This window comes from Bacillus cereus group sp. BceL062 (assembly GCF_051780025.1).
In the GTDB taxonomy this organism is placed as follows: Bacteria; Bacillota; Bacilli; order Bacillales; family Bacillaceae_G; genus Bacillus_A; species Bacillus_A toyonensis.
In genome coordinates, this window is the sequence record NZ_JBPWGY010000004.1 from 111778 (window position 1) to 134646 (window position 22869).

Consider the following 22869-nt stretch of genomic DNA (forward strand, 5'->3'; position numbering starts at 1 on the left):
GAAAGATTGCTTACATCAATGGAAGGTGTAGCCAAGTTTTGGTTATAGAAAATAGAATGTATGTGTTATAATAAGTTTTATGAATTAGAAAACAAGGGTGATTTTTTGTGTGTGACATCTACGGAGGGTATGCGGGTATAAAAGAGAAATTGATGGAGAAATTACGCCATCCTTATTTTATAAACTATATTGAAGAACCATGTATTGATGAAGAGAAAATAGCATTGTTATATGGAGCTTTAAAAAGTGAAAATTTACATATAGAACAAATTGAGCATTATGTAGTAACGATTATGCTTGTGCAAATTGCGCTTGATACACATGAAAGAGTATCAAACAAAGCGGGGGAAGAAGCGATTGAATCGCATAAACGCCGCCAGTTAACAGTACTTGCAGGTGATTACTATAGTGGGCTATATTATTACTTATTGTCTATGAATCGTGATATTGTTTTAATTCGCGCGCTTGCTGAAGGAATTAAAGAGATTAATGAACATAAAATTATGCTATACCAAAAAGCGCATGACAAGATGGATAACATAATGGAGAGTGTAGTAACGATTGAATCTGCGCTCCTTCAAAAAACATGTGATCATTTCCATTTATCACATTGGAAACCATTTATAACGTATGTATTAGGGAAAAATCGTCTCCAAAAAGAATGTCAACTGTATGCTGATAAACAACATTCACCTGTTTTTCAAGCAGTGCAAGAGGCTTTAGGGGATAAAGCTGATGCAGAAACAGTTATTAATGAATGGATGATGGAATTACGAAAGAAAGAAGATCAATTTTTAGAAGATCACACAGACATAAGTGAAATAAATTCTGTGTTAAGAGATAAATCGAAGACATAAGCAATTTTACATTGGAAGAAGGTACGAGCATGCAACAATCAAAAGAAGAAAGAGTACATGATGTATTTGAGAAAATTTCAGATAAATACGATGTGATGAATTCTGTAATTAGTTTTCAAAGACATAAAGCATGGCGTAAAGAGACGATGCGTATTATGGATGTAAAACCTGGCAGTAAAGCGCTTGATGTGTGCTGCGGGACAGCGGATTGGACAATTGCGCTAGCAGGAGCTGTAGGTGAGCAGGGGAAGGTTGTTGGCCTAGACTTCAGTGAAAACATGTTATCTGTCGGTAAACAAAAGGTAGAGGCGTTACAATTAAAACAAGTAGAACTTCTACATGGAAATGCAATGGAACTTCCATTTGAAGATCATACATTTGATTATGTAACGATTGGATTTGGTTTACGTAACGTACCAGATTATTTACACGTATTAAAAGAAATGACACGTGTAGTAAAACCAGGTGGTAAAGTAATCTGCCTAGAAACATCGCAACCAACAATGATTGGTTTTCGACAAGGGTATATTTTATACTTTAAATATATCATGCCGTTATTTGGAAAGATGTTTGCGAAAAGCTATAAAGAATATTCATGGCTTCAAGAATCCGCTAGTACATTCCCAGGGATGAAAGAATTGGCTCAAATGTTTGAGGAAGCTGGACTTGAACGTGTACAAGTGAAACCATTTACTTTTGGAGTAGCAGCGATGCATTTAGGTATGAAACCAGAATCAAAATAGAAAAAAGAAGTTTTAGGTTAAGGTGAACAATATGAAGTTACAACTTATGTACTCTTTTTTACGATCGGATATTAATGTAATAGAAAAAGAATTAAAAAAGACAGTTGCTTCTGAACAGCCATTAGTAGAAGAGGCGGCATTACAACTCATTGAAGCTGGTGGGAAGCGAATTCGTCCTGTATTCGTGTTGCTTGCAGGGAAATTCGGGGATTATAAGTTAGACGCAATTAAGCACGTCGCTGTTGCGTTGGAACTTATTCATATGGCTTCTCTCGTTCACGATGACGTTATTGATGCAGCGTTTTTACGACGCGGTAGTGCGACTGTGAATGCGAAATGGGGAGATCGTATTGCAATGTATACAGGAGACTATCTGTTTGCTAAGTCTCTTGAATGTGTAACAAATATCGAAATTCCAGAGGCGCATCAGGCACTGTCGCATACAATTTTAGAAGTATGTAAAGGTGAAATTGAACAAATTAAAGATAAATATAACTATGACCAAAATTTACGAACGTATTTAAGAAGGATAAAGCGAAAAACAGCATTATTAATTGCTGCGAGTTGTCAGCTAGGGGCGATTGCTGCTGGTGCTAATCGTGATACGGTAAATCGTTTGTTTTGGTATGGGTATTTCGTAGGAATGTCTTATCAAATTATTGATGACATTTTAGATTTCGTTTCAACAGAAGAGAAACTTGGAAAACCTGCTGGTGGTGACTTACTACAAGGAAATATTACGCTGCCTGCTTTATATGCGATGGAAGATCCAATACTCCGCAAGAAAATCACTTCTGTACATGAAAATACAACAGCAAGTGAAATGAAAGAAATTATTGATGCTGTAAAAAATAGTACAGCTATTGATCAAGCATTTGCGTTTAGCGAACGTTATTTACATAAAGCATTGGAAATAATAAAACCACTCCCACGTGGGCAAGCAAAGTATGCATTACAAAATGTTGCAAAGTATATTGGAAAACGAAAATTTTAGTGTTTATTCTAAAAAATAAAATAATCTCTCTATTTCAAAACTATTGCACAATTGTGATAAGGGTGTTAATATGTGTGTGGGGATATACAATTACATACATAATTCAGAAGTGGAGAGATTTTTTATGGAAAAAACATTTCTAATGGTAAAACCAGACGGTGTACAACGTGCCTTCATTGGGGAAATTGTAGCTCGTTTTGAGAAAAAGGGCTTTCAATTAGTTGGTGCAAAATTAATGCAAGTCACTCCGGAAATTGCTGGACAACACTACGGTGAGCATAAGGAAAAACCTTTCTTTGGTGAATTAGTAGACTTTATTACATCTGGACCTGTATTTGCAATGGTATGGCAAGGTGAAGGTGTAGTAGATACAGCTCGTAATATGATGGGTAAAACAAGACCACATGAAGCGGCTCCTGGAACAATTCGTGGAGATTTCGGTGTAACTGTTGCGAAAAACATTATCCACGGTTCTGATTCTTTAGAAAGCGCAGAGCGCGAGATTGCTATTTTCTTTAAAGAAGAAGAATTGGTAGACTACTCAAAATTAATGAATGAATGGATTTACTAATTATTTTGAAATAATTTGTAAACGCTTTAATCACTGTGATAATAGTAAAAAGTGCAAGAAGAATAGGGGTATTCTTCTTGCACTTTTTTTATTTGGATTAGTTACGAAGTTAGAGCGGTTATGATATATTGATATGTAAAGTAAAAGGCCTATCGGAGAATAAGCGAATGGCTGATCAATCATATAATTTCTTTCATATTTTTAGAGTAATGAAAGATAATATCATTGCTTAATATAGCGAGATAAATACATATACGAAAAGAGGAATAACGTATGCGATATATTACAGCTGGTGAATCTCATGGTCCACAACTTACAACGATTATAGAAGGTATTCCAGCAGGACTGCCTTTAGTAGCGGATGATATAAATGAAGAGTTAGCTAGAAGGCAAAAGGGATATGGGCGTGGTAGACGCATGCAAATTGAAACAGATCAAGTGCAAATTGCAAGTGGTGTTAGACATGGAGAGACATTAGGTTCTCCAATTGCACTTGTTGTTGAAAATCGTGATTTTGCACACTGGACAAAAATTATGGGTGCAGAGTCGTTAACGGAACAAGAAGAAAAAGAAATGAAGAGGAAAGTAACAAAACCAAGACCTGGACATGCTGATTTAAATGGTGCGATTAAATATGGTCATAGAGATATGAGAAATGTACTTGAACGTTCTTCAGCACGCGAAACGACAGTGCGTGTTGCTGCTGGTGCGGTTGCTAAAAAAGTGTTAGCGGAACTTGGTATTACAGTGGCAGGCCATGTAATTGAAATTGGCGGTGTACAAGCTAAGGAGATTATGTATCGTTCAATTGAAGAATTAAAAAGTATTACAGAAGCATCACCTGTACGTTGTTTAGATGAAGAAGCTGGCAACCAAATGATAAAAGCAATTGATGATGCGAAAGCAAATGGTGATTCAATCGGTGGCATCGTTGAAGTAATTGTGGAAGGAATGCCAATTGGAGTAGGAAGTTATGTGCATTATGATCGAAAACTGGATGCGAAATTAGCAGCCGCGATTATGAGCATTAATGCCTTTAAAGGTGTTGAGATTGGAATTGGTTTTGAAGCAGCCCATAGACCCGGAAGTGAAGTTCATGATGAAATTCTGTGGAATGAAGCACGTGGATATACACGAAGAACGAATCATGCAGGTGGATTAGAAGGCGGTATGACGACTGGAATGCCAATTGTTGTGCGCGGTGTGATGAAACCGATACCTACACTATATAAACCTCTTCAAAGTGTGGATATTGATACGAAAGAACCTTTTACAGCAAGCATTGAACGTTCAGATAGTTGTGCTGTACCAGCAGCTAGTGTCGTTGCAGAAGCTGTTGTGGCTTGGGAATTAGCGACTGCTTTAATAGAACAATTTGGATTAGATCGTATGGATCTTATTCGTGAAAATATGGAGAAACATAATGAATATGCGAGGGGATTTTAATGGAAAACATACATATTCAAACGAAATCAAAAGAATATGATGTACATGTTGGGAAAGAGGCATTATTACATTTGACAACATTTGTTCAAAATATGCAGCCAGTTGTATCTAACGTAATGATCATTTCAGATGAAGTTGTTGCATCTTTACATTTACAGACAGTTGTGAATGCATTGCAAGTAGAGCAAGAAGTATTTTCATTCGTTGTACCGAGTGGTGAAAAAGAGAAGTCTTTTGAAAATTTCTATGCGGCTCATACGTCAGCTCTTGAAAATAAATTAGATAGAAATTCTTTAATTATCGCACTTGGAGGCGGAATGATTGGAGATTTGGCTGGTTTTGTTGCTGCGTCGTTTATGCGTGGCATTCGCTTTGTCCAAGTTCCAACGACTTTATTAGCTCACGATAGTGCAGTAGGCGGGAAAGTAGCAATTAACCATCCGTTAGGGAAGAATATGATTGGTGCATTCCATCAGCCAGAAGCGGTTGTATATCATACACCATTTTTATACTCTCTTCCTGAAAAAGAATGGCGTTCAGGTTTTGCAGAAGTGATAAAACATGCTTTGATTGGTGATGTTGAACTGTATCATTGGTTAAAAGAAGAAGTGCAAACATTGGCGGATCTTCGTGATGAGAAGTTAATTCACATATTAATGAAGGCGATTCCTGTAAAAGCAAATATTGTATCGCAAGATGAAACAGAAAAAGGTGTACGTGCTCATTTGAACTTTGGACATACGCTAGGGCATGCTCTTGAAAAAGAGATTGGATATGGAAATATTACTCACGGTGACGGAGTAGCAGTTGGGATGTTATTTGCTTTATTTTTAAGTGAGCAAGTGTATAAAGTTGATCTTGCTTATGAAGAGATAAAGCAGTGGTTCTTGCAATACGGCTATCCAAAAATGCCAAGCGATTTGAATGTAGAGCGCCTCGTTCAACTGATGAAACAAGATAAGAAAGCGAATGCTGGAACAATTCATATGGTACTTATGCAGGAATATGGGGTGGTGAACGTCGTATCTATTCCTGATGAGACTGTTCATATTGCGTTAGAAGCATTTCAAAAGGATATGGCTTAAAAATATAGGGAACAGTTATGAAGTGCTTATTTAGAGGTGTTTTCGTAATAGTGACGGTTATGATAAAAGATTACAGTAAGGGATTATAATCCCTTACTGTAATCGAATTCAATAAAATGACTGGGGGAAGAAAAATGAGAGTGAAAGAGCAATTGTTAACTTTGAGAGCATATGTACCTGGGAAAAATATTGAAGAAGTAAAAAGAGAATATGGATTATCAAAAATTGTGAAATTAGCATCGAACGAAAATCCATTCGGTTGTTCTACAAATGTGACAGAAGCGTTAACATCATTAGTGAGTCAATACGCTCTTTATCCAGATGGATATGCTTTTGAACTTCGGACAAAAGTAGCTGATCATTTAGGTGTAAAAGCGGAACAACTGTTATTCGGTAGTGGGTTAGATGAAGTTATTCAAATGATTAGCCGTGCCTTACTACATGAAGGAACAAATGTTGTAATGGCGAATCCTACATTCTCGCAATACCATCACCATGCTGTTATTGAAGGGGCAGAAGTTCGTGAAGTATCACTTAAAGATGGCATTCACGATTTAGATGCAATGTTACAACAAGTAGATGATAAAACGAAGATTGTGTGGATTTGTAATCCGAATAACCCGACAGGTACATATGTAGAGAAACAAAAATTACTTTCATTTTTAGAATTAGTACCTAAGTCAGCGCTCGTTATTATGGATGAAGCATATTATGAATATGCGGAAGCAAAAGACTATCCGCAAACATTGCCACTTCTTGAAAAATATGAAAATCTTATGGTATTACGTACATTTTCAAAAGCATATGGCTTAGCTGCTTTTCGAATTGGATATGCGATTGGTGATGCGAAGTTAATCGGGCAGTTGGAAGTAGCAAGGTTACCGTTCAATACATCGACTGTAGCCCAAGCTGTAGCAATAGCTGCATTAGAAGATCAAACATTTTTACAAGACTGTGTGCAAAAAAATGCTGAAGGGTTAAATCAATACTATGCATTTTGTAAGGAATATAACGTATTCTATTATCCGTCTCAAACAAATTTCATTTTCTTAAAACTTGGTATTTCTGGTAATGAAGCTTTCGAACGATTAATGAAGAAAGGATATATTGTTCGTTCTGGTGCTGCATTTGGAATACATGATGGCATTCGTATTACCGTCGGATTGAAAGAAGAAAATGATGAAATTATAGAATTACTGAAAGAGCTTGTAAATGAGCAAGTTAAGAAAGAAGAAACCTATTCTTAAGAAATTGTGAAGGCTCCTTTTATAGGAGTCTTTTTTATCCTGCATGAACAGCTCCTAAAAGCTTGGTTGGTGTTGCTTCATAATTAATAAGGGAAGTTATTTGCACGGTTATGAAAGAAAACGGTACAATAGAAAGTAGTGAGGGATCGGTGTCACATCCGAACTTTTTGAACAAGTAGCTACGCTATAAGAAAAAGTACAAGAAGGAGCATGCTCATTCTAAAGGTTGCGTTATAACAGTGCGTTGCTTATGATAAAGTGAAACTTTAATCAGTGGGGGGATGTTTATCCCCCGCTAATTATTAGTTGAACCAATCGGGCTTTTACGGGCAGTTGATCCCCAAACTAACTTCTTTGCCTTAGCTGAATTTTGAGGTGGGGGTCTGACTGCCCGTTAATAGCGGGATAAATGAACAGAAGAGAATATTTTTTAGAATTAAAGGAGACGTTTATGCAAAAGTTTGAACAAGCTGTGTCATATATTGAAAATGGTGAAGCGGAAAAAGGATTACAATTATTAAAAGAACAATTACAAGTTGCGAATGATGAAGAGAAGTATGATATCGCTCGCTACTATCATACACTTGGGTTTACGGATGAGGCGCTAGTAATAACAGAAGATTTACGCTTGCTATATCCGGAAGAGAGTGAATTTACGGTATTTTTAGCAGAATTATATATTGATTTAGATAAAGAAGATGAAGCGATTGAAGTACTTCATGATATTCCAGAAAATGATGATTTATATGTTCAATCGTTATTGCTTGTTGCAGATTTATTCCAAATGCAAGGTTTTGATGATGTAGCAGAGCAAAAACTATTAAAGGCGAAAGAATTGATGCCTGACGAACCTGTTATTACGTTTGGATTAGCAGAATTATATAGTAGTAAAGGTGAAGAACAAAAGGCAATAACTTATTACGAGTCGCTATTAGCGGAACATAAAGTAATGGGGGGTGTTGTCATTGCACTTCGTCTCGCAGAAACGTTAAGTGCAATTGGAAACTGGGAAGAAGCGATCTCTTACTATGAAGCAGGCTTAGAGGAGCAAAAAGATATTCACTCCTTATTTGGATATGCTTTCACATTATATCAAGGAGAAGAATATCAAAGAGCAATTGGTGCTTGGCAAGAACTAAAAGAATTAGATCCTGAGTACGCATCACTATACATGTATTTAGCGAAAAGCTATGAAAAAGAAGGAATGCTGCAAGAAAGCTATGAAACACTTCAAGAAGGAATTAAAGTAGATGAGCTTGCTGTTCCGTTTTATGTAGAATTAGCGAGCATTGCAGCTAAATTAGGAAAAGTAGCAGAGGCAGAGGAAGTGCTTCAAAAAGCGCTTGAGTTAGATCCAGGACATTTAGGTGCAATATTAAAATATGCATATATTTTAAAAGGACAAGAAAAGTATGAAGAGTTAATCACAGTTGTAGAGCGTGCTATTGATAGCGGAGAGCCAGATACACAACTACTTTGGGATCTTGCGTTTGCAAAAAAACAATTAGAAATGTATTCGGATGCATTAAAGCACTATGAAAGTGCATATACTTCTTTTAAGAATCATCCAGACTTCTTGGAAGAGTACGGTTATTTCTTATTGGAAGAAGGAATGCGAAAAGAGGCCAAAGAAGTGTTTACTCAGTTATTACAACTAGACCCGACACAAATTCATATTGAAGAGTTGTTATATAATTTAGAGGATTTTTCATAAGTTGGAAGGAAACTGAATGCCGCTTCTTGAATCTAAAAAGAAAAGAGAAAGACAGAGGAGGGACTTAATTGCTATGAATACCCCTGTTTCTGTAAACGAGAAGAAGGATTTTGTGAAATGGTTTTTGAATAATTACCAACTGAAACAGCGTGAATGTGTATGGATTTTGAATTATTTAATGAGTCACGACCAATTAATGCATAAAGTCCACTTCGTAGAGCATGCAAAATATTGTCCGCGTGGCTTAGTGATGTCAGCAAATTGCGTGAAAGACACACCGTTTCACTTTTTTAAACAAAATGTTATGACAACAGATGCTGAAAAATCGTTTCATGATATTCGTTTAAATCGAGATGAGGATATTTATATTCAACTCAACTTTAAATCATCGTTCCAAAACGCAAACTATGTAGCTGTATTAGAAGACAATCCATATTTACCAAAGCATATTGAAGTAAATGAAAAAGATCGTTTACTTGCAGAGAGATTTTTAGAAGAGAGTGTATTTTCATTTAGAAGAGAACGTCTTTTGAAACAAATTGATGAAGCGTTGGATAAGCAAGATAAGGAAGCGTTTCATAGGTTAACGGCGGAGTTAAAGACTTTATAGGATTTATTTGAATTATTGAATTTTTACAAATTTCGGACTTTTTTAAGAAAAACTACCTATCTTGGGTAGTTTTTCTTTTTTTACCCCTTTTAGTATGGTTTAATATATATAAAGTGAAAGTTCTGTCATTTTAACTGGAGGGAGGGAAGAAATGTGAAATGGATTGTAAAAGACGTGGAACAGTTTGAGCAAGCAAGGGAGTATGTAGATACAGGGGTAATACCTCTTTTGTCAATTTCAGCAGCAAAAGAAATGAAAACGGTAGTAGAACAAGGTGAATTTATTGAATTGTTGAGTATGGAGTTGGAAAGAGAATATAAAGGAAGAGTGCTTTTACTACCTGCATTTACGTATTTAGTAGAAAGTCAAAAGAATGAAAAAGCTCGTTTGCAAGAATGGACAGATCATTTACAAAGTCAAGGCTTTAAACATATTGCTTATGTTACAAGTGATTTTTCATGGAAAGAAGATATGCAAGAGTTACAGGGGGATTTATTTTGGTTACCCTCATTAGCGTTAGAACAATTTAGTGATCAAGCGAAGAGAGAAGTCATTCAAGCTCATATAAAAAATATAATGGTAATGTTAGAAGAAAAATGGGGAAAATAGCAATAAACAGAAAGTTCTTATTATTATGAGTAGTATGATATTGACCTGTGCATGAGGGTATTATATCATGATAGTGTCCTAGTATTTATTTTTTATATTATTTTTCACGAGGGGACAATTTCTGATAGAGGGGGGAAATTTTCGTGAGCGAGAAAGAACATCGTGTGTCAAGAAGACAGTTTTTAAATTACACACTTACAGGAGTAGGAGGCTTTATGGCAGCGGGTATTTTAATGCCGATGACGCGATTTGCGCTTGATCCGGTGTTAAGAAAAGAAGCGGGAACAGATATGGTTGCTGTTGCGCAAGTAAAGGATATTACAACAGAGCCGAAGCGTTTCGACTTTAAGGTGAAACAGGTTGACGGATGGTACAAGTCTGAAGAGCCAAAATCTGCTTGGGTGCATAAAGATGAAAGCGGAGACATCGTTGCATTTTCTCCAGTGTGTAAACATTTAGGGTGTACAGTGAACTGGAATTCGGACAAAGCACATCCGAATCAATTCTTTTGCCCTTGTCACGGAGGACGTTATACAAAAGATGGTATGAATATTAAAGGCACACCGCCACTTGCTCCGCTTGATGTGTACGAGTCTAAAGTGAAAGATGGAACGCTGTATTTAGGAAAAGCGAAGCCAAAAGGGGGTGCAAAGTAGATGCTAAATAAAATTTATGATTGGGTAGATGAACGTTTAGATATTACACCGATATGGCGCGATATCGCTGATCATGAAGTACCTGAACATGTAAACCCGGCACATCACTTTTCTGCATTCGTTTATTGCTTTGGAGGACTTACCTTTTTCGTTACTGTAATTCAAATTTTATCTGGAATGTTTTTGACGATGTATTATGTGCCTGATATTAAAAATGCGTGGGAATCTGTTTACTATTTACAAAATGAAGTTGCGTACGGGCAAATTGTTCGTGGTATGCACCACTGGGGTGCTAGTCTCGTAATTGTAATGATGTTTTTACATACACTCAGAGTTTTCTTCCAAGGTGCGTATAAAAAACCTCGTGAGTTAAACTGGATTGTTGGTGTTCTTATTTTCTTTGTTATGTTAGGTCTAGGTTTTACCGGATATTTATTACCGTGGGATATGAAAGCGTTATTTGCTACGAAAGTAGGGATTCAAATCGCAGAGCAAACGCCGCTCATTGGTCCTTATATTAAAACATTACTCGCTGGTCATTCCGAAATTGTTGGCGCTCAAACATTAACTCGCTTCTTTGCTATTCATGTCTTCTTCTTACCAGCAGCACTTCTAGGTTTAATGGCCTTCCACTTCATCATGATTCGCAAACAAGGTATTTCCGGTCCACTATAAGAGATTGCTAAATTAAAGGGGAAAGAACTAAAGGAGGGAGATTATGCATCGCGGCAAAGGAATGAAATTTGTAGGAGATTCTCGAGTACCAGTAGCTCGGAAACCAAATATTCCAAAAGATTATTCTGAATACCCAGGAAAAACAGAAGCATTTTGGCCGAACTTCTTGTTAAAAGAATGGATGGTTGGTGCAGTTTTTTTAATCGGTTATTTATGTTTAACAGTGGCACATCCGTCACCGCTTGAGAGAATGGCGGATCCGACAGATGCCGGATATATACCACTTCCAGATTGGTATTTCTTATTTTTGTATCAGTTACTAAAGTATTCTTATGCTTCTGGTTCATTTACTGTAATTGGAGCGTTTATTATGCCAGGGATTGCGTTCGGAGCATTGCTGTTAGCTCCATTTCTCGATCGAGGTCCAGAAAGACGCCCGTTGAAGCGTCCTGTAGCCACTGGATTTATGCTTTTAGCAATTGCATCGATTATCTTTTTAACTTGGGAATCTGTAGCACACCACGACTGGGAAGCTGCAAAGAAACAAGGCGCAATTGTAAAAACAGCACCAGTTGATAAAAATGATGACGGCTACAAGTTAATGCAAAAAAATACTTGTTTAACGTGTCATGGTGATAATTTACAAGGCGGGGCGGCAGCACCAGCTTTGCAGAACTTAACTTTAAAACCTGAAGAAATCGCTAAAATTGCGAAAGATGGAAAAGGTTCCATGCCTAAAGGTGTATTTAAAGGTACGGATGAAGAACTGAAAAAGCTTTCGGAATTCGTTGCAAAGTATAATAAAAAATAATAGAAAAGCTGACTACAAATTTTGTGGTCAGCTTTTTATTTTGATGACAGAAAGTTTACTATATAATAGAGTAGAGTTTGAGGAAAGAATGAAAGGTGTTGGACATACAGCTTGGTTTACTTGTATGCAATGTTAAGACAACGCTCAGTATTATTATTTTTATTGATTGTTAACATACTAGGTACAATTTACGGATTTATATGGTATGGAAATCAATTAAAAGAAACGTCACCTATATTTTGGCCGTTTGTACCAGATAGTCCTATGGCGACTCTCTTTTTTGTCTTTGTTTTAATTGCTTTCTTGGTAAAGCGAAACTGGGGATTAATAGAGGCGCTGGCAATTGTAACTTTAATAAAATATGGTATATGGGCTGTTGTTGTAAATGTGGTTATGATTTATGTAAAAGGTCCTATTGGCTTGATGGGGTATATGTTAATGCTATCGCATTTTGCAATGGCAGTGCAGGGAGTGTTATATGCTCCGTTTTACCGTATAAAAAAATGGCATTTTGTAGTAGCAGGTATATGGACATTACATAATGACGCAATTGATTATTTATTTTGGCAAATGCCGAGATATGGAATTATGCATTTGTTTGTAGAGAAAATTGGTTATTTTACATTTTGGTTAAGTATTGTCGTACTGTGCATCACATACTATTATTGCTTACGTGAGCGCCGAAAACAGTTTTCTTTATGATGGTGTGAACATTTAGGGGGAGAAAATGAAGAGAAGTAAGAGTGGAAAAATATTGGATCGATTGATTACGTTAGTTGTTTCATATAGCATAGCATTTTCTATTTTTGCACTTGCAACAATGGCAGTTATATATGGAAAATGGCTGTATTATTTTGAAATTGATTTTTTAAACATTCCAGATTTAGCGGATATGACAAAAGATGAAATTAAGAGAAATTATGATGTGCTAATTACATATTTATCTCCGTTTTATGACGGAGCATTACATTTACCGACATTAGATATGTCTACAAATGGTCGTATTCATTTTGTAGATGTTAAAAATATTATAGTAAAGATTCAATATGTGATGTATGCGACAATTATGATTGTAGTGATAGGCGGCGTTTATTTATTAAAAAGAAAAAACGAAAAATTTTTACTGCATGGATCGATTGTAACAATTATATTTCCGATAGCACTGGTGTTGCCAATCGCTATTAATTTTGAAAAGAGTTTTGTATTATTCCATAAGCTGTTATTCAGTAACGATTATTGGATGTTTGATATTGAATCGGATCCGATTATTTTAATGCTACCAGAAGAATTTTTTATGCATGCGGCGTGTGCTATTTTATTATTCATTTTAGGTGGTAGTATACTTTGTTACAGCTTGTATAGATATTTCGTAAAAAAGAAAAGGATTTCAAAGGAAAAATTCTCTGCTTAAAGAGAATTTTTTTGTTTGTAAAACGATAATATATTTTTCGGGACAGTTCTGTTCTATTCTTGTCCAATTCCACATATTTTGTACTAGTAGTTATAGGGGGGACCGGGATGAAGAGAACATTAATTGGATTGATAGCATTTCTAATTATAATGTTTCCGTTACGTATATATGCTGAAGAGTGGAGTGAACTAACGGGGTTGCTAGACGACTCGTTACAGTTAGTGAAGCGTAATGAAGATGAAAAAGCAGTACAAGTATTACAATATTTCTCGGAGCAGTTTTTAGTGAAGGGGAATGAAAAGAAGCAAGAAGTAACACCAGATCAAATTAGAGTCATTTCTTTAGCTTACGACAAAGCGAAACAATCTCTCTCGGAAGAAGATTTAGGTAAGCAAGTTAAAATTGATAATGTGATAGCATTACAACTTGCTGTTGATGCGCAAGTATCGAAATATCAACCGCTTTGGATGGAAAGAGAAGGGAAAGTAATGGATGCTTTTTCTCAAATGGAAAAAGCGATGAAAAAAGAAGATACTGGACAGTTTCAGCAAACGTTAAATACATTCTTAAATGAATTTAATATTATTTACCCAAGCCTAATGATTGCTTTGCCAGAAAACGAGGTGCAACGTGTAAATGCTCATTTATCTTATTTGGATGAATTTCGTAACGTTATGTTAAAAACGAAAGGTGGGCAAATGCAATTAGGAATCATTAAAGGAGATTTGCAAAAGATATTTCACACAGTAAAAAAAGATGAAATTGCCCCCTCTCTCATTTGGTTTATGACAATTACTGGAGGACTTATTTTATTCACATTAACTTATGTTGGATGGAGAAAGTATAAAGGCGAGCGAGAGAAAAGAAAAAGTAATGTACATTCTAAAAATAGATAATGCGATAAAGTGAAACTTTAATCAGTGGGGAGGTTCATACCTCATTGATTATTAGCCCTCATCAATCGGGCGTTTACGGGCAGTGAATATACCGCCTAACTTCTTTGCTCCAGCAGAATTTTGAGGTGGGAGTCTAACTGTCTACAAATAGCGGGATAAATAAAGATACGGATTGTAAGGTTTATTCATTGACAATGGTGGCAGAAAAAAATAGAATGAGAAGTACTATAATTAAAACTTCAATGGAGGTTCATGATGTTTTATTTAATTTACTTCGCGATCATTTTGATCATACCGTTGTATGCACAGTCAAAAGTACGTAGTGCCTATAGCAAGTATTCACAAGTTTATTCAACATCAGGTATGACAGGAGCAGAAGTGGCTCGGAAAATTTTAGATGAAAACGGATTATACAACGTAGCTGTAGAAGAAACGCCAGGTCATTTATCAGACCATTATGATCCAACTGCCAAAACAGTTCGATTATCAACAGATAACTACTATGGCCATTCAGTTGCTGGTACAGCAGTAGCAGCACACGAAGTAGGGCATGCGATTCAAGATGCAAAAGATTATAATTTCATGCGTGTTCGTCATTCATTAGTGCCAGTTGCTAATTTTGGCTCGAATATGTCTTGGGTTTTCGTCTTAATTGGTGTGTTTGCACAAATGTCTGGTTTATTGTTGCTAGGAATTATTTTGATGGCAGCAGGTGTTGTTTTTCAACTTGTTACATTACCAGTTGAGTTTGATGCATCAAAACGCGCAATGCAACAAATTGAAGCACTTGGTATCGTATCGACAGATGAGTACGGCCAAGCTCGTAAAGTATTAAATGCGGCAGCATTAACATATGTAGCAGCTGCAGCTGTAGCGGTATTTGAATTATTACGTCTTGTATTAATATATACTGGTATGCAGCGTAGCGACGACTAAAGACTATCAATTTTGATAGTCTTTTTTTATTATCTGTAATAAATGGAGAGGATAAAATGAAAGAAATATTGTAGGGAAATCATCATTAAGTAGCATACGATGAGGGGGGAGATAATGGAATATCCAGATTATATAGTAAAGCAAGTGAAAGAGCATAGTGCTTCGTATCAGCTAGAAGGTTTTCTAAGTGGACAAGGCCCTGGAAACCCAAAAATTATGCTCGTTGGTGAAGCACCTGGTGAAACAGAAATTCATAATGGGATTCCGTTTAGCGGTAGAGCTGGAAAACATTTAATGGAGTTTTTAGAACGTATACATGTTACAAGGGAAGAAGTATATATTACGAGTGCGGTCCGGAGTAGGCCATATAAATGGCGAGAGAAAAAAGAACGAAATGGCGAAAAAATACAGAAAAAGTATAATAGAACACCAAATCAAGGAGAAATACTCGCTCATGCACCTTTATTAGATTATGAGTTGGAACATATAGACCCTCCTGTTATCGTTACGCTTGGTAATATTGCATTACAGCGTTTAGTCGGTAAAAATCATAAAATTACAGATGTTCATGGAGAATTGTTAAAACAACCCGTGCAACAATTGAAAGATAGTTGCTGTACAGAATTTGTATGGACAGAAAAAGAATATTCTATTTTTCCGACCTTTCATCCAGCTTCTATTTTTTATAATCGGAGTTTGTTGGAGCTTATTTATGAGGATTGGGAGAAGCTTAAAAGATATGTAATAAAAAACTAGAAAAGCTAAAGAGCTTTTCTAGTTGAATTTAATTATGTAACGGATTTTTATTTTCATCTAATGTAAAACCTTCACCAACTACATCATGTACGTCACTTACAGCAACAAAGGCATGAGGATCTACAGAAGTAATAATATTTTTTAATTTCACGATTTCATTTTTAGCGACAACGCAATACAATACGTTCCGTTCCACTTTCGTATACGATCCAACAGCTTTTAAAAAGGTTGCTCCGCGCTCCATGTCAGATAAAATTTGGGCAGCAATTTCATCGTTTTTATCTGAGATAATAGTTGCTCCTTTTGCCGCATAGGCTCCTTCTTGCATAAAGTCAATGACTTTCGCTCCGATAAAAACAGCAACTAACGTATACATGCCTTCGCGGTATGATAAATAGGTAAGAATAGAGACGATAATGACGATAGCATCAAACATAAACATTGTTTTCCCCATACTCCAGCCAACATATTTATGAGCGAGTCTTGCGATAATATCTACACCGCCAGTAGTCCCCCCATATTTAAATATTATGCCAAGACCGATACCGATAAATGCCCCGGCGAATAAAGCCGCGAGTGTCATATCATTTTGTAAGTTTAAATGTAAGTTAAGAACGTCGTAACGCTGAAAAATCCATAGAAATAAAGATACGCTGAATGTGCCGATTAGTGTATAGATAAATGTCGTTCTTCCAAGTAACTTCCAACCAATAAAAAATATAGGGATATTTAAAATTAAGTTTGAATAAGAAGGGTCAAACTTAAATAGAAAATACAATAATAGTGTAATACCGGTAAATCCACCTTCTGCAAGGTGATTTTCAATATTGATATTCACAATACCGAAAGAAAAAATAGCGGAACCGATTAAAATGAAAATGATATTTCGAATCTTCAAACTTGATGTCATATAGAAATCCCCCTAATTATGTAGATTGCATTGCTCCGCTGAAACGGTAAAACATAATGATAAGTAATTTCTAGTTGTTAATAAAAATAGTGAAGGCTATAAAAAAATAATTGATTTTAGCTGATCTTTTGCCAAAACCGCAAAAGAAAGTTTCACTTCATTATAGTCTATCCAAAAAAGGGTCGCAAATAGGTGTTTGGCGGGGAATAATATTTGTCAAATCGCGATGAATTGGCTAACATGAAAGAGGAAGGATTAGAGGTGATTAGTATGGAAGCAAAAACGATGAAAGATATGCAGAAAGAAGTAGATGCATATATTGGTCAGTTTAAAGAAGGTTATTTCAGTCCGCTTGCAATGATGGCTCGTTTAACGGAAGAAATGGGAGAGCTTGCGAGGGAAGTAAACCATTACTACGGTGAGAAACCGAAGAAAACAACTGAAACAGAACGTAGTATTGAAGAAGAGCTTGGAGATGTATTGTTTGTTATGATTTGTATGGCAAATAGTTTAAATATTGATTTAGAAACAGCGCATAACATTGTAATGGAAAAATTTAATACACGTGATAAAGATCGCTGGACACGCATTGATGAGGGAGAGAAAGAATAATGAAAGAAATTAAAGTAATTATCGCTGGACCAAGAGGACGTATGGGACATGAAGCAGTCCTTCTTATGGAAAGAACAGAACATTTCAATTTAGTAGCAGCAGTAGACTATAAGCACGGTGGAGAAAAGATTTCAGACTTACCTGGTATGCCGATGTTAGATACACCGATTTACGCAGATTTACATACTTGTTTAGATGAAGTGGAAGCAGATGTATTATTAGATTTAACAACACCAGAAGTTGGAAAGAAACATGTGACACTTGCAGTTGAACGTGGACTTCGATCTGTTATTGGTACAACTGGATTTACGGAAGAAGAACTAAAGCAATTAACAGAAAATGCAAAAGATAATAAAGTAGGAACAATTATCGCTCCAAACTTTGCAATTGGTGCAGTTCTTATGATGAAATTTTCACAAATGGCAGCGAAGTACTTCCAAGATGTTGAAGTAATTGAATTACACCATGATCAAAAATTAGATGCACCATCTGGTACAGCTGTCAAAACAGTAGAATTAATTCGTCAAAATCGTGAATCAAAGCAGCAAGGTCATCCAAACGAAGTAGAGCAACTAGAAGGTGCTCGTGGTGCAAATGTAGACGGTATTCACATTCATAGTGTACGTTTACCGGGACTTATTGCACACCAAGAAGTAATGTTCGGCGGGGATGGACAAATGTTAACGGTTCGCCATGATTCATTCAATCGTGCATCATTTATGTCAGGTGTAAAATTATCAATTGAAACAGTAATGAACATTGATCATCTTGTGTACGGTTTAGAAAACATTATCGACTAAAGGGGAGACAACGGATGAAAATTGCCTTAATCGCACATGACAAAAAGAAAAATGACATGGTTTCGTTTGCGTACGCATATAAACCAATTTTTGAAAAACATGAATTGTTTGCAACAGGAACGACAGGACTTCGCATTATGGAGGCAACTGGCTTAGTTATAACAAGATATCAGTCGGGTCCTCTTGGTGGCGATCAAGAAATCGGTGCCATGATTGCAAAAAACGATATGGATATGGTGATTTTTTTCCGAGATCCACTAACTGCTCAGCCGCATGAGCCAGATGTAAATGCATTACTTCGTTTATGTGATGTATATGCGATTCCACTTGCAACGAACATGGCAAGTGCTGAAATGTTAATGCACGCATTAGAACGAGGGGATTTAGATTATCGCAAGTTAAGAAAATGAGGGGAACAATTATGAGTGGATTACATATATTAGCGTTTGGTGCTCATGCCGATGATGTTGAAATCGGCATGGCGGGTACCATTGCAAAATATACGAAGCAAGGGTTTGAAGTAGGTATTTGTGATTTAACAGAAGCTGACCTTTCTTCAAATGGAACGATAGAGTTGAGAAAAGAAGAAGCAAAGATCGCAGCTCGTATAATGGGAGTAAAAACGAGACTGAATTTAGCGATGCCAGATCGTGGTTTGTATATGAAAGAAGAGTTTATACGTGAAATTGTAAAGGTGATCCGTACATATAAACCCAAACTCGTTTTTGCACCATACGATGAAGATCGTCATCCAGATCATGCAAATTGTGCAAAGCTTGTGGAAGAGGCTATTTTTTCAGCAGGAATCCGTAAATATATGCCAGAACTTCCACCACATCGTGTGGAGTCTTTTTATAATTATATGATTAATGGTTTTCATAAACCGAATTTTTGTATAGATATTAGTGAGTACCTATCGCAAAAAGTGGAAGCATTAGAAGCGTATGAAAGTCAGTTTTCAACAGGGAGTGATGGTGTTAAGACGCCGTTAACAGAAGGTTACGTTGAAACTGTGGTCGCTCGTGAGAAGATGTTTGGGAAAGAAGTTGGAGTCTTGTATGCCGAAGGATTTATGAGTAAGAAACCGGTTTTATTACATGCTGATTTAATAGGGGGATGTAAATGAAATTAAAAATAGGTATTACATGTTATCCTTCTGTAGGTGGTTCTGGAGTTGTTGGAACAGAATTAGGAAAGCAATTGGCGGAACGCGGGCATGAAATTCATTTTATTACATCGGGTTTACCATTTCGATTAAATAAAGTGTATCCAAACATTTATTTTCATGAAGTGACGGTGAATCAATACTCTGTATTTCAATATCCACCATATGATTTAGCGTTAGCGAGTAAAATGGCAGAGGTTGCACAAAGAGAAAGTCTTGATATTTTACATGTGCATTACGCAATACCGCATGCAATTTGTGCTTATTTAGCGAAACAAATGATTGGTGAGCGTATTAAAATTGTTACAACCTTGCATGGAACAGATATTACTGTGTTAGGTTCCGACCCTTCGTTAAATAATTTAATTCGTTTTGGTATTGAGCAGTCTGATGTTGTTACTGCTGTCTCGCATTCATTAATTGACGAAACGCATGAGCTTGTAAAACCAAATAAAGACATTCAAACGGTATATAACTTTATAGACGAACGTGTATATTTCAAGCGTAATATGTCTCAATTAAAGAAAGAATACGGTATAAGTGAGAGTGAAAAGGTACTTATTCACATTTCAAATTTCCGTAAAGTGAAACGTGTGCAGGATGTTGTTCAGGCATTTGCTAAAGTTGCTAAAGAAGTTGATGCGAAATTACTTCTTGTTGGAGACGGACCAGAATTTTGTACAATTTTACAGATAGTGAAGAATTTACATATTGAAGATCGCGTTTTATTCCTAGGGAAGCAAGATAATGTTGCAGAACTGCTTGCGATGAGTGATTTAATGTTGCTTCTATCAGAGAAGGAAAGTTTTGGTCTTGTTTTATTAGAAGCGATGGCGTGTGGTGTACCTTGTATCGGAACAAGGGTTGGAGGTATTCCAGAAGTCATTCAACATGGTGAAACAGGATATTTATGTGAAGTTGGCGATACAACAGGTGTGGCCAATCAAGCCATTCAGCTATTAAAGAATGAAGAGCTTCACCGTAATATGGGAGAGCGAGCAAGAGAAAGTGTTTATGAGCAGTTCCGCTCAGAAAAAATCGTCTCACAATATGAAGCAATTTACTATGACATACTAAGGGATGACAAAAATGGAAAGATTTAAAAAAGCTAGTTCTATTATTGAGATATTAAAACAACAAGGACATGAGGCTTATTTTGTTGGTGGGAGCGTACGAGATCTTATTATCGATAGGCCGATTGGAGATATTGATATTGCGACATCTGCTTTACCAGAAGAAGTAATGGATATATTCCCAAGACATGTTCCTGTTGGTCTTGAGCATGGAACTGTAATTGTTGTAGAAAATGGTGAACCTTATGAGGTAACCACTTTTCGAACAGAAAGCGAATATGAAGATTTTCGAAGACCTAGTAGTGTTCAATTTGTTCGTTCATTAGAAGAGGATTTAAAACGTCGTGATTTCACAATGAATGCGATTGCCATGACAGAAGAAGGCGAAATGGTGGATTTATTTGCTGGGCAGGAAGCGATTCAAAAGAGAGAAATTGTGACAGTTGGAAATGCAGCGAATCGTTTTCAAGAAGACGCACTAAGAATGATGCGTGGCATTCGGTTTGTAAGTACGTTAGGGTTTTCTTTAGAAACGAAAACGAAGCAAGCGATTGAAACGTATGGACACTTGCTAGAACATATAGCAATTGAGCGCATCACAGTAGAGTTTGAGAAACTGTTAACTGGTACCTATTGTGTGAAGGGCCTCAAAGAATTAGTAGAGACGAAGCTATTTTCTCATTTGCCCTATTTACAAATGTCAGAAGAGAGACTGTTAAAAGCTACGCAGTATAAATGGGATTCTTTTGAAACAGACATTGAGGCATGGGCATTTTTCTTATATTGTATCGGAGAAGAGCATCCATCTGTATTTTTACGTCAATGGAAGTTTTCGAATAAAAAAATAAAAGATATTGTCGCAGTTTTATTAACAATTCGTACGAGAAAGGAGAAGGATTGGGATACAGTCCTTCTTTATAAAACGGGAATTCATATCGCTGAAATGGCAGAGAGAGTATATGAAGCGATGATTGAAAACTATAACCCTACATCTGTTAAACGAGTACAATCAATGTTTCATGCATTGCCAATCAAGGGTCGTCAAGAAATGAATGTGAGTGGGAATGATCTATTAAACTGGGCGAATAAAAAGCCTGGTCCGTGGGTTGCTGAAATGCTTCAAAAAATCGAAGAAGCGATCGTACAAGGAAATGTAGTTAATGAGAAAGAGAGTATAAGGGAGTGGCTGCAAAGATGCAATCTACTATAAGAAAGCAGTTGTTGCAAGTTTTTTCTGAAGCGGATGGAGAGTTTGTATCTGGCCAAACGATTAGTGATAAACTTGGTTGTTCAAGAACCGCTGTGTGGAAACATATGGAGGACCTTCGGAATGAGGGATATGAACTTGAAGCTGTGCGTCGATTAGGTTACCGCATCGCGGGTAAGCCAGACAAAGTAACTGCTAATGAAATTCAGTTAGGATTACAAACAGAGCGTATCGGTAGAACGGTTTATTTTGAAGAATCAGTTGAATCTACTCAGCATATTGCAGCAAAACTTGCTTATGAAGGAGTAGAAGAGGGAACAATTGTCGTTGCGGAAGAGCAAACTGCAGGTAGAGGCCGTTTAAGTAGAAAGTGGCATTCGCCAAAAGGAACAGGAATTTGGATGAGTATTATTTTGCGTCCATCGATCCCGGTTCATCATGCCCCGCAGCTCACTCTGCTAGCGGCTGTTAGCGTTGCACAAGCAATTGAAAAATGCACAGGTGTAAATGTAGGAATTAAATGGCCGAATGATATTTTAATTCAAGGTAAAAAGGCTGTAGGTATATTAACAGAAATGCAAGCGGATCCTGATAAAATCAATGCTGTTATTATGGGAATTGGTATTAATGCGAATCAAAAACAAGAACATTTTGATGAGGAAATTCAGCAAATTGCCACTTCTTTAGCGATTGAATCAGGTAAGCCAATTGTTCGTGCGGAACTTATGCAACAAATCTTTTTACAACTAGAAAAATTATATGAAGAGTATTTACAAAATGGTTTCTCTGTAATTAAAATTCTTTGGGAAAGTTACGCTGTGAGCATCGGGAAAGAAATTACTGCCCGAACGATGAGACAGACGATTACGGGGCTAGCAAAAGGGATTACAGAAGAGGGTGTATTGCTTCTGGAGGACCATGAAGGGAAAATACATCATATTCATTCTGCGGATATCGAAATGAAGTAAAAGAAGTTCCTTTTTTGGAACTTCTTTTTTATTTCAATATTTTTGAGTAGGTTTTGTAATGTGACAATATACTTTTTACAACTTAAGTTGTATGTAGAGTAACGTTCGATTAGCACT

The 22869-nt window shown here is 36.5% G+C and carries 26 protein-coding genes; 25 read left to right on the top strand and 1 reads right to left on the bottom strand.

Annotated elements, in window-relative coordinates:
• Window positions 1–107 precede the first annotated feature (107 nt).
• From ACS2MN_RS11590 to ACS2MN_RS11675, 18 genes are all read left to right on the top strand, one after another.
• Window positions 108–857, top strand: a complete 750-nt coding sequence (locus ACS2MN_RS11590; protein WP_000332836.1) for a heptaprenyl diphosphate synthase component 1 — start codon at window positions 108–110, stop codon at window positions 855–857.
• 29 nt (window positions 858–886) lie between these two features.
• Window positions 887–1600 (top strand): 2-heptaprenyl-1,4-naphthoquinone methyltransferase, encoded by a 714-nt coding sequence (menG, locus tag ACS2MN_RS11595; RefSeq protein ID WP_001187664.1) that lies wholly within the window; start codon window positions 887–889, stop codon window positions 1598–1600.
• Window positions 1601–1631: 31 nt separating this feature from the next.
• Entirely contained in the window at window positions 1632–2594 is a 963-nt protein-coding gene (hepT, locus tag ACS2MN_RS11600; RefSeq protein ID WP_000776090.1) for a heptaprenyl diphosphate synthase component II, read from the top strand.
• A gap of 124 nt (window positions 2595–2718) precedes the next feature.
• A complete protein-coding gene (ndk, locus tag ACS2MN_RS11605; protein WP_000415890.1) occupies window positions 2719–3165 on the top strand; it encodes a nucleoside-diphosphate kinase in 447 nt (148 codons plus the stop codon).
• A gap of 273 nt (window positions 3166–3438) precedes the next feature.
• Window positions 3439–4611 carry a chorismate synthase gene (gene aroC, locus ACS2MN_RS11610; protein WP_001269352.1) on the top strand — a complete coding sequence of 391 codons (1173 nt, stop codon included), beginning with the start codon at window positions 3439–3441 and terminating at the stop codon, window positions 4609–4611.
• Window positions 4611–5696: a 3-dehydroquinate synthase gene (gene aroB / locus ACS2MN_RS11615; RefSeq protein ID WP_000427689.1), complete on the top strand. Its 1086-nt coding sequence runs from the start codon at window positions 4611–4613 to the stop codon at window positions 5694–5696. The genes aroC and aroB overlap by 1 nt, the downstream gene beginning before the upstream one ends.
• A 134-nt stretch (window positions 5697–5830) precedes the next feature.
• Complete coding sequence (hisC, locus tag ACS2MN_RS11620; protein WP_001264039.1) at window positions 5831–6943, top strand: histidinol-phosphate transaminase; 1113 nt, start codon at window positions 5831–5833, stop codon at window positions 6941–6943.
• A gap of 451 nt (window positions 6944–7394) precedes the next feature.
• The gene (locus tag ACS2MN_RS11625; protein ID WP_001168690.1) at window positions 7395–8657 is read left to right on the top strand and encodes a tetratricopeptide repeat protein; all 1263 of its coding nucleotides are present in this window, start codon (window positions 7395–7397) and stop codon (window positions 8655–8657) included.
• 73 nt (window positions 8658–8730) lie between these two features.
• Window positions 8731–9267, top strand: a complete 537-nt coding sequence (locus tag ACS2MN_RS11630) for a ReoY family proteolytic degradation factor (protein ID WP_001095919.1) — start codon at window positions 8731–8733, stop codon at window positions 9265–9267.
• A 153-nt stretch (window positions 9268–9420) separates the two neighbouring features.
• Complete coding sequence (locus tag ACS2MN_RS11635) at window positions 9421–9876, top strand: YpiF family protein (RefSeq protein ID WP_000871317.1); 456 nt, start codon at window positions 9421–9423, stop codon at window positions 9874–9876.
• Between the two features lie 143 nt (window positions 9877–10019).
• Window positions 10020–10532 (top strand): menaquinol-cytochrome c reductase iron-sulfur subunit, encoded by a 513-nt coding sequence (gene qcrA, locus ACS2MN_RS11640; RefSeq protein WP_001290419.1) that lies wholly within the window; start codon window positions 10020–10022, stop codon window positions 10530–10532.
• Complete coding sequence (qcrB, locus tag ACS2MN_RS11645) at window positions 10533–11207, top strand: menaquinol-cytochrome c reductase cytochrome b subunit (RefSeq protein WP_000932700.1); 675 nt, start codon at window positions 10533–10535, stop codon at window positions 11205–11207.
• Window positions 11208–11250: 43 nt separating this feature from the next.
• The gene (qcrC, locus tag ACS2MN_RS11650) at window positions 11251–12018 is read left to right on the top strand and encodes a menaquinol-cytochrome c reductase cytochrome b/c subunit (RefSeq protein WP_000554601.1); all 768 of its coding nucleotides are present in this window, start codon (window positions 11251–11253) and stop codon (window positions 12016–12018) included.
• A 111-nt stretch (window positions 12019–12129) separates the two neighbouring features.
• Window positions 12130–12720, top strand: coding sequence for a DUF1405 domain-containing protein (locus ACS2MN_RS11655; protein WP_000262817.1), 591 nt, complete (start codon window positions 12130–12132; stop codon window positions 12718–12720).
• A 25-nt stretch (window positions 12721–12745) separates the two neighbouring features.
• Window positions 12746–13429, top strand: coding sequence for a lipoprotein intramolecular transacylase Lit (lit, locus tag ACS2MN_RS11660; RefSeq protein ID WP_000830607.1), 684 nt, complete (start codon window positions 12746–12748; stop codon window positions 13427–13429).
• 107 nt (window positions 13430–13536) lie between these two features.
• The gene (gene ypjB / locus ACS2MN_RS11665) at window positions 13537–14325 is read left to right on the top strand and encodes a sporulation protein YpjB (RefSeq protein ID WP_000831603.1); all 789 of its coding nucleotides are present in this window, start codon (window positions 13537–13539) and stop codon (window positions 14323–14325) included.
• 255 nt (window positions 14326–14580) lie between these two features.
• Window positions 14581–15261, top strand: a complete 681-nt coding sequence (locus ACS2MN_RS11670) for a zinc metallopeptidase (RefSeq protein ID WP_000499539.1) — start codon at window positions 14581–14583, stop codon at window positions 15259–15261.
• 114 nt (window positions 15262–15375) lie between these two features.
• Window positions 15376–16017: a uracil-DNA glycosylase gene (locus tag ACS2MN_RS11675; RefSeq protein ID WP_000456304.1), complete on the top strand. Its 642-nt coding sequence runs from the start codon at window positions 15376–15378 to the stop codon at window positions 16015–16017.
• A 28-nt stretch (window positions 16018–16045) separates the two neighbouring features.
• Here the strand turns inward: ACS2MN_RS11675 and ACS2MN_RS11680 are convergent, their stop codons facing one another.
• Window positions 16046–16927 (bottom strand): YitT family protein, encoded by an 882-nt coding sequence (locus ACS2MN_RS11680; protein ID WP_000204285.1) that lies wholly within the window; start codon window positions 16925–16927, stop codon window positions 16046–16048.
• Between the two features lie 270 nt (window positions 16928–17197).
• Between ACS2MN_RS11680 and ACS2MN_RS11685 the strand changes: the two genes are divergently transcribed.
• From ACS2MN_RS11685 to ACS2MN_RS11715, 7 genes are read left to right on the top strand one after another with little or no spacing between them, the layout of a single operon-like run.
• Window positions 17198–17539, top strand: a complete 342-nt coding sequence (locus ACS2MN_RS11685) for a nucleotide pyrophosphohydrolase (protein WP_044810165.1) — start codon at window positions 17198–17200, stop codon at window positions 17537–17539.
• A complete protein-coding gene (dapB, locus tag ACS2MN_RS11690; RefSeq protein WP_000658815.1) occupies window positions 17539–18339 on the top strand; it encodes a dihydrodipicolinate reductase in 801 nt (266 codons plus the stop codon). Before ACS2MN_RS11685 ends, dapB begins: the two co-directional genes overlap by 1 nt.
• Before the next feature lie 14 nt (window positions 18340–18353).
• Window positions 18354–18749, top strand: a complete 396-nt coding sequence (gene mgsA, locus ACS2MN_RS11695; protein ID WP_000684759.1) for a methylglyoxal synthase — start codon at window positions 18354–18356, stop codon at window positions 18747–18749.
• An 11-nt stretch (window positions 18750–18760) separates the two neighbouring features.
• Window positions 18761–19465 (top strand): bacillithiol biosynthesis deacetylase BshB1, encoded by a 705-nt coding sequence (gene bshB1, locus ACS2MN_RS11700; protein ID WP_000015657.1) that lies wholly within the window; start codon window positions 18761–18763, stop codon window positions 19463–19465.
• Window positions 19462–20607 (top strand): N-acetyl-alpha-D-glucosaminyl L-malate synthase BshA, encoded by a 1146-nt coding sequence (bshA, locus tag ACS2MN_RS11705; protein ID WP_000768312.1) that lies wholly within the window; start codon window positions 19462–19464, stop codon window positions 20605–20607. The genes bshB1 and bshA overlap by 4 nt, the downstream gene beginning before the upstream one ends.
• The gene (locus ACS2MN_RS11710) at window positions 20594–21787 is read left to right on the top strand and encodes a CCA tRNA nucleotidyltransferase (RefSeq protein ID WP_000439298.1); all 1194 of its coding nucleotides are present in this window, start codon (window positions 20594–20596) and stop codon (window positions 21785–21787) included. Before bshA ends, ACS2MN_RS11710 begins: the two co-directional genes overlap by 14 nt.
• Window positions 21772–22752 carry a biotin--[acetyl-CoA-carboxylase] ligase gene (locus tag ACS2MN_RS11715; protein ID WP_001192037.1) on the top strand — a complete coding sequence of 327 codons (981 nt, stop codon included), beginning with the start codon at window positions 21772–21774 and terminating at the stop codon, window positions 22750–22752. Before ACS2MN_RS11710 ends, ACS2MN_RS11715 begins: the two co-directional genes overlap by 16 nt.
• The last annotated feature ends 117 nt before the right edge of the window (window positions 22753–22869 follow it).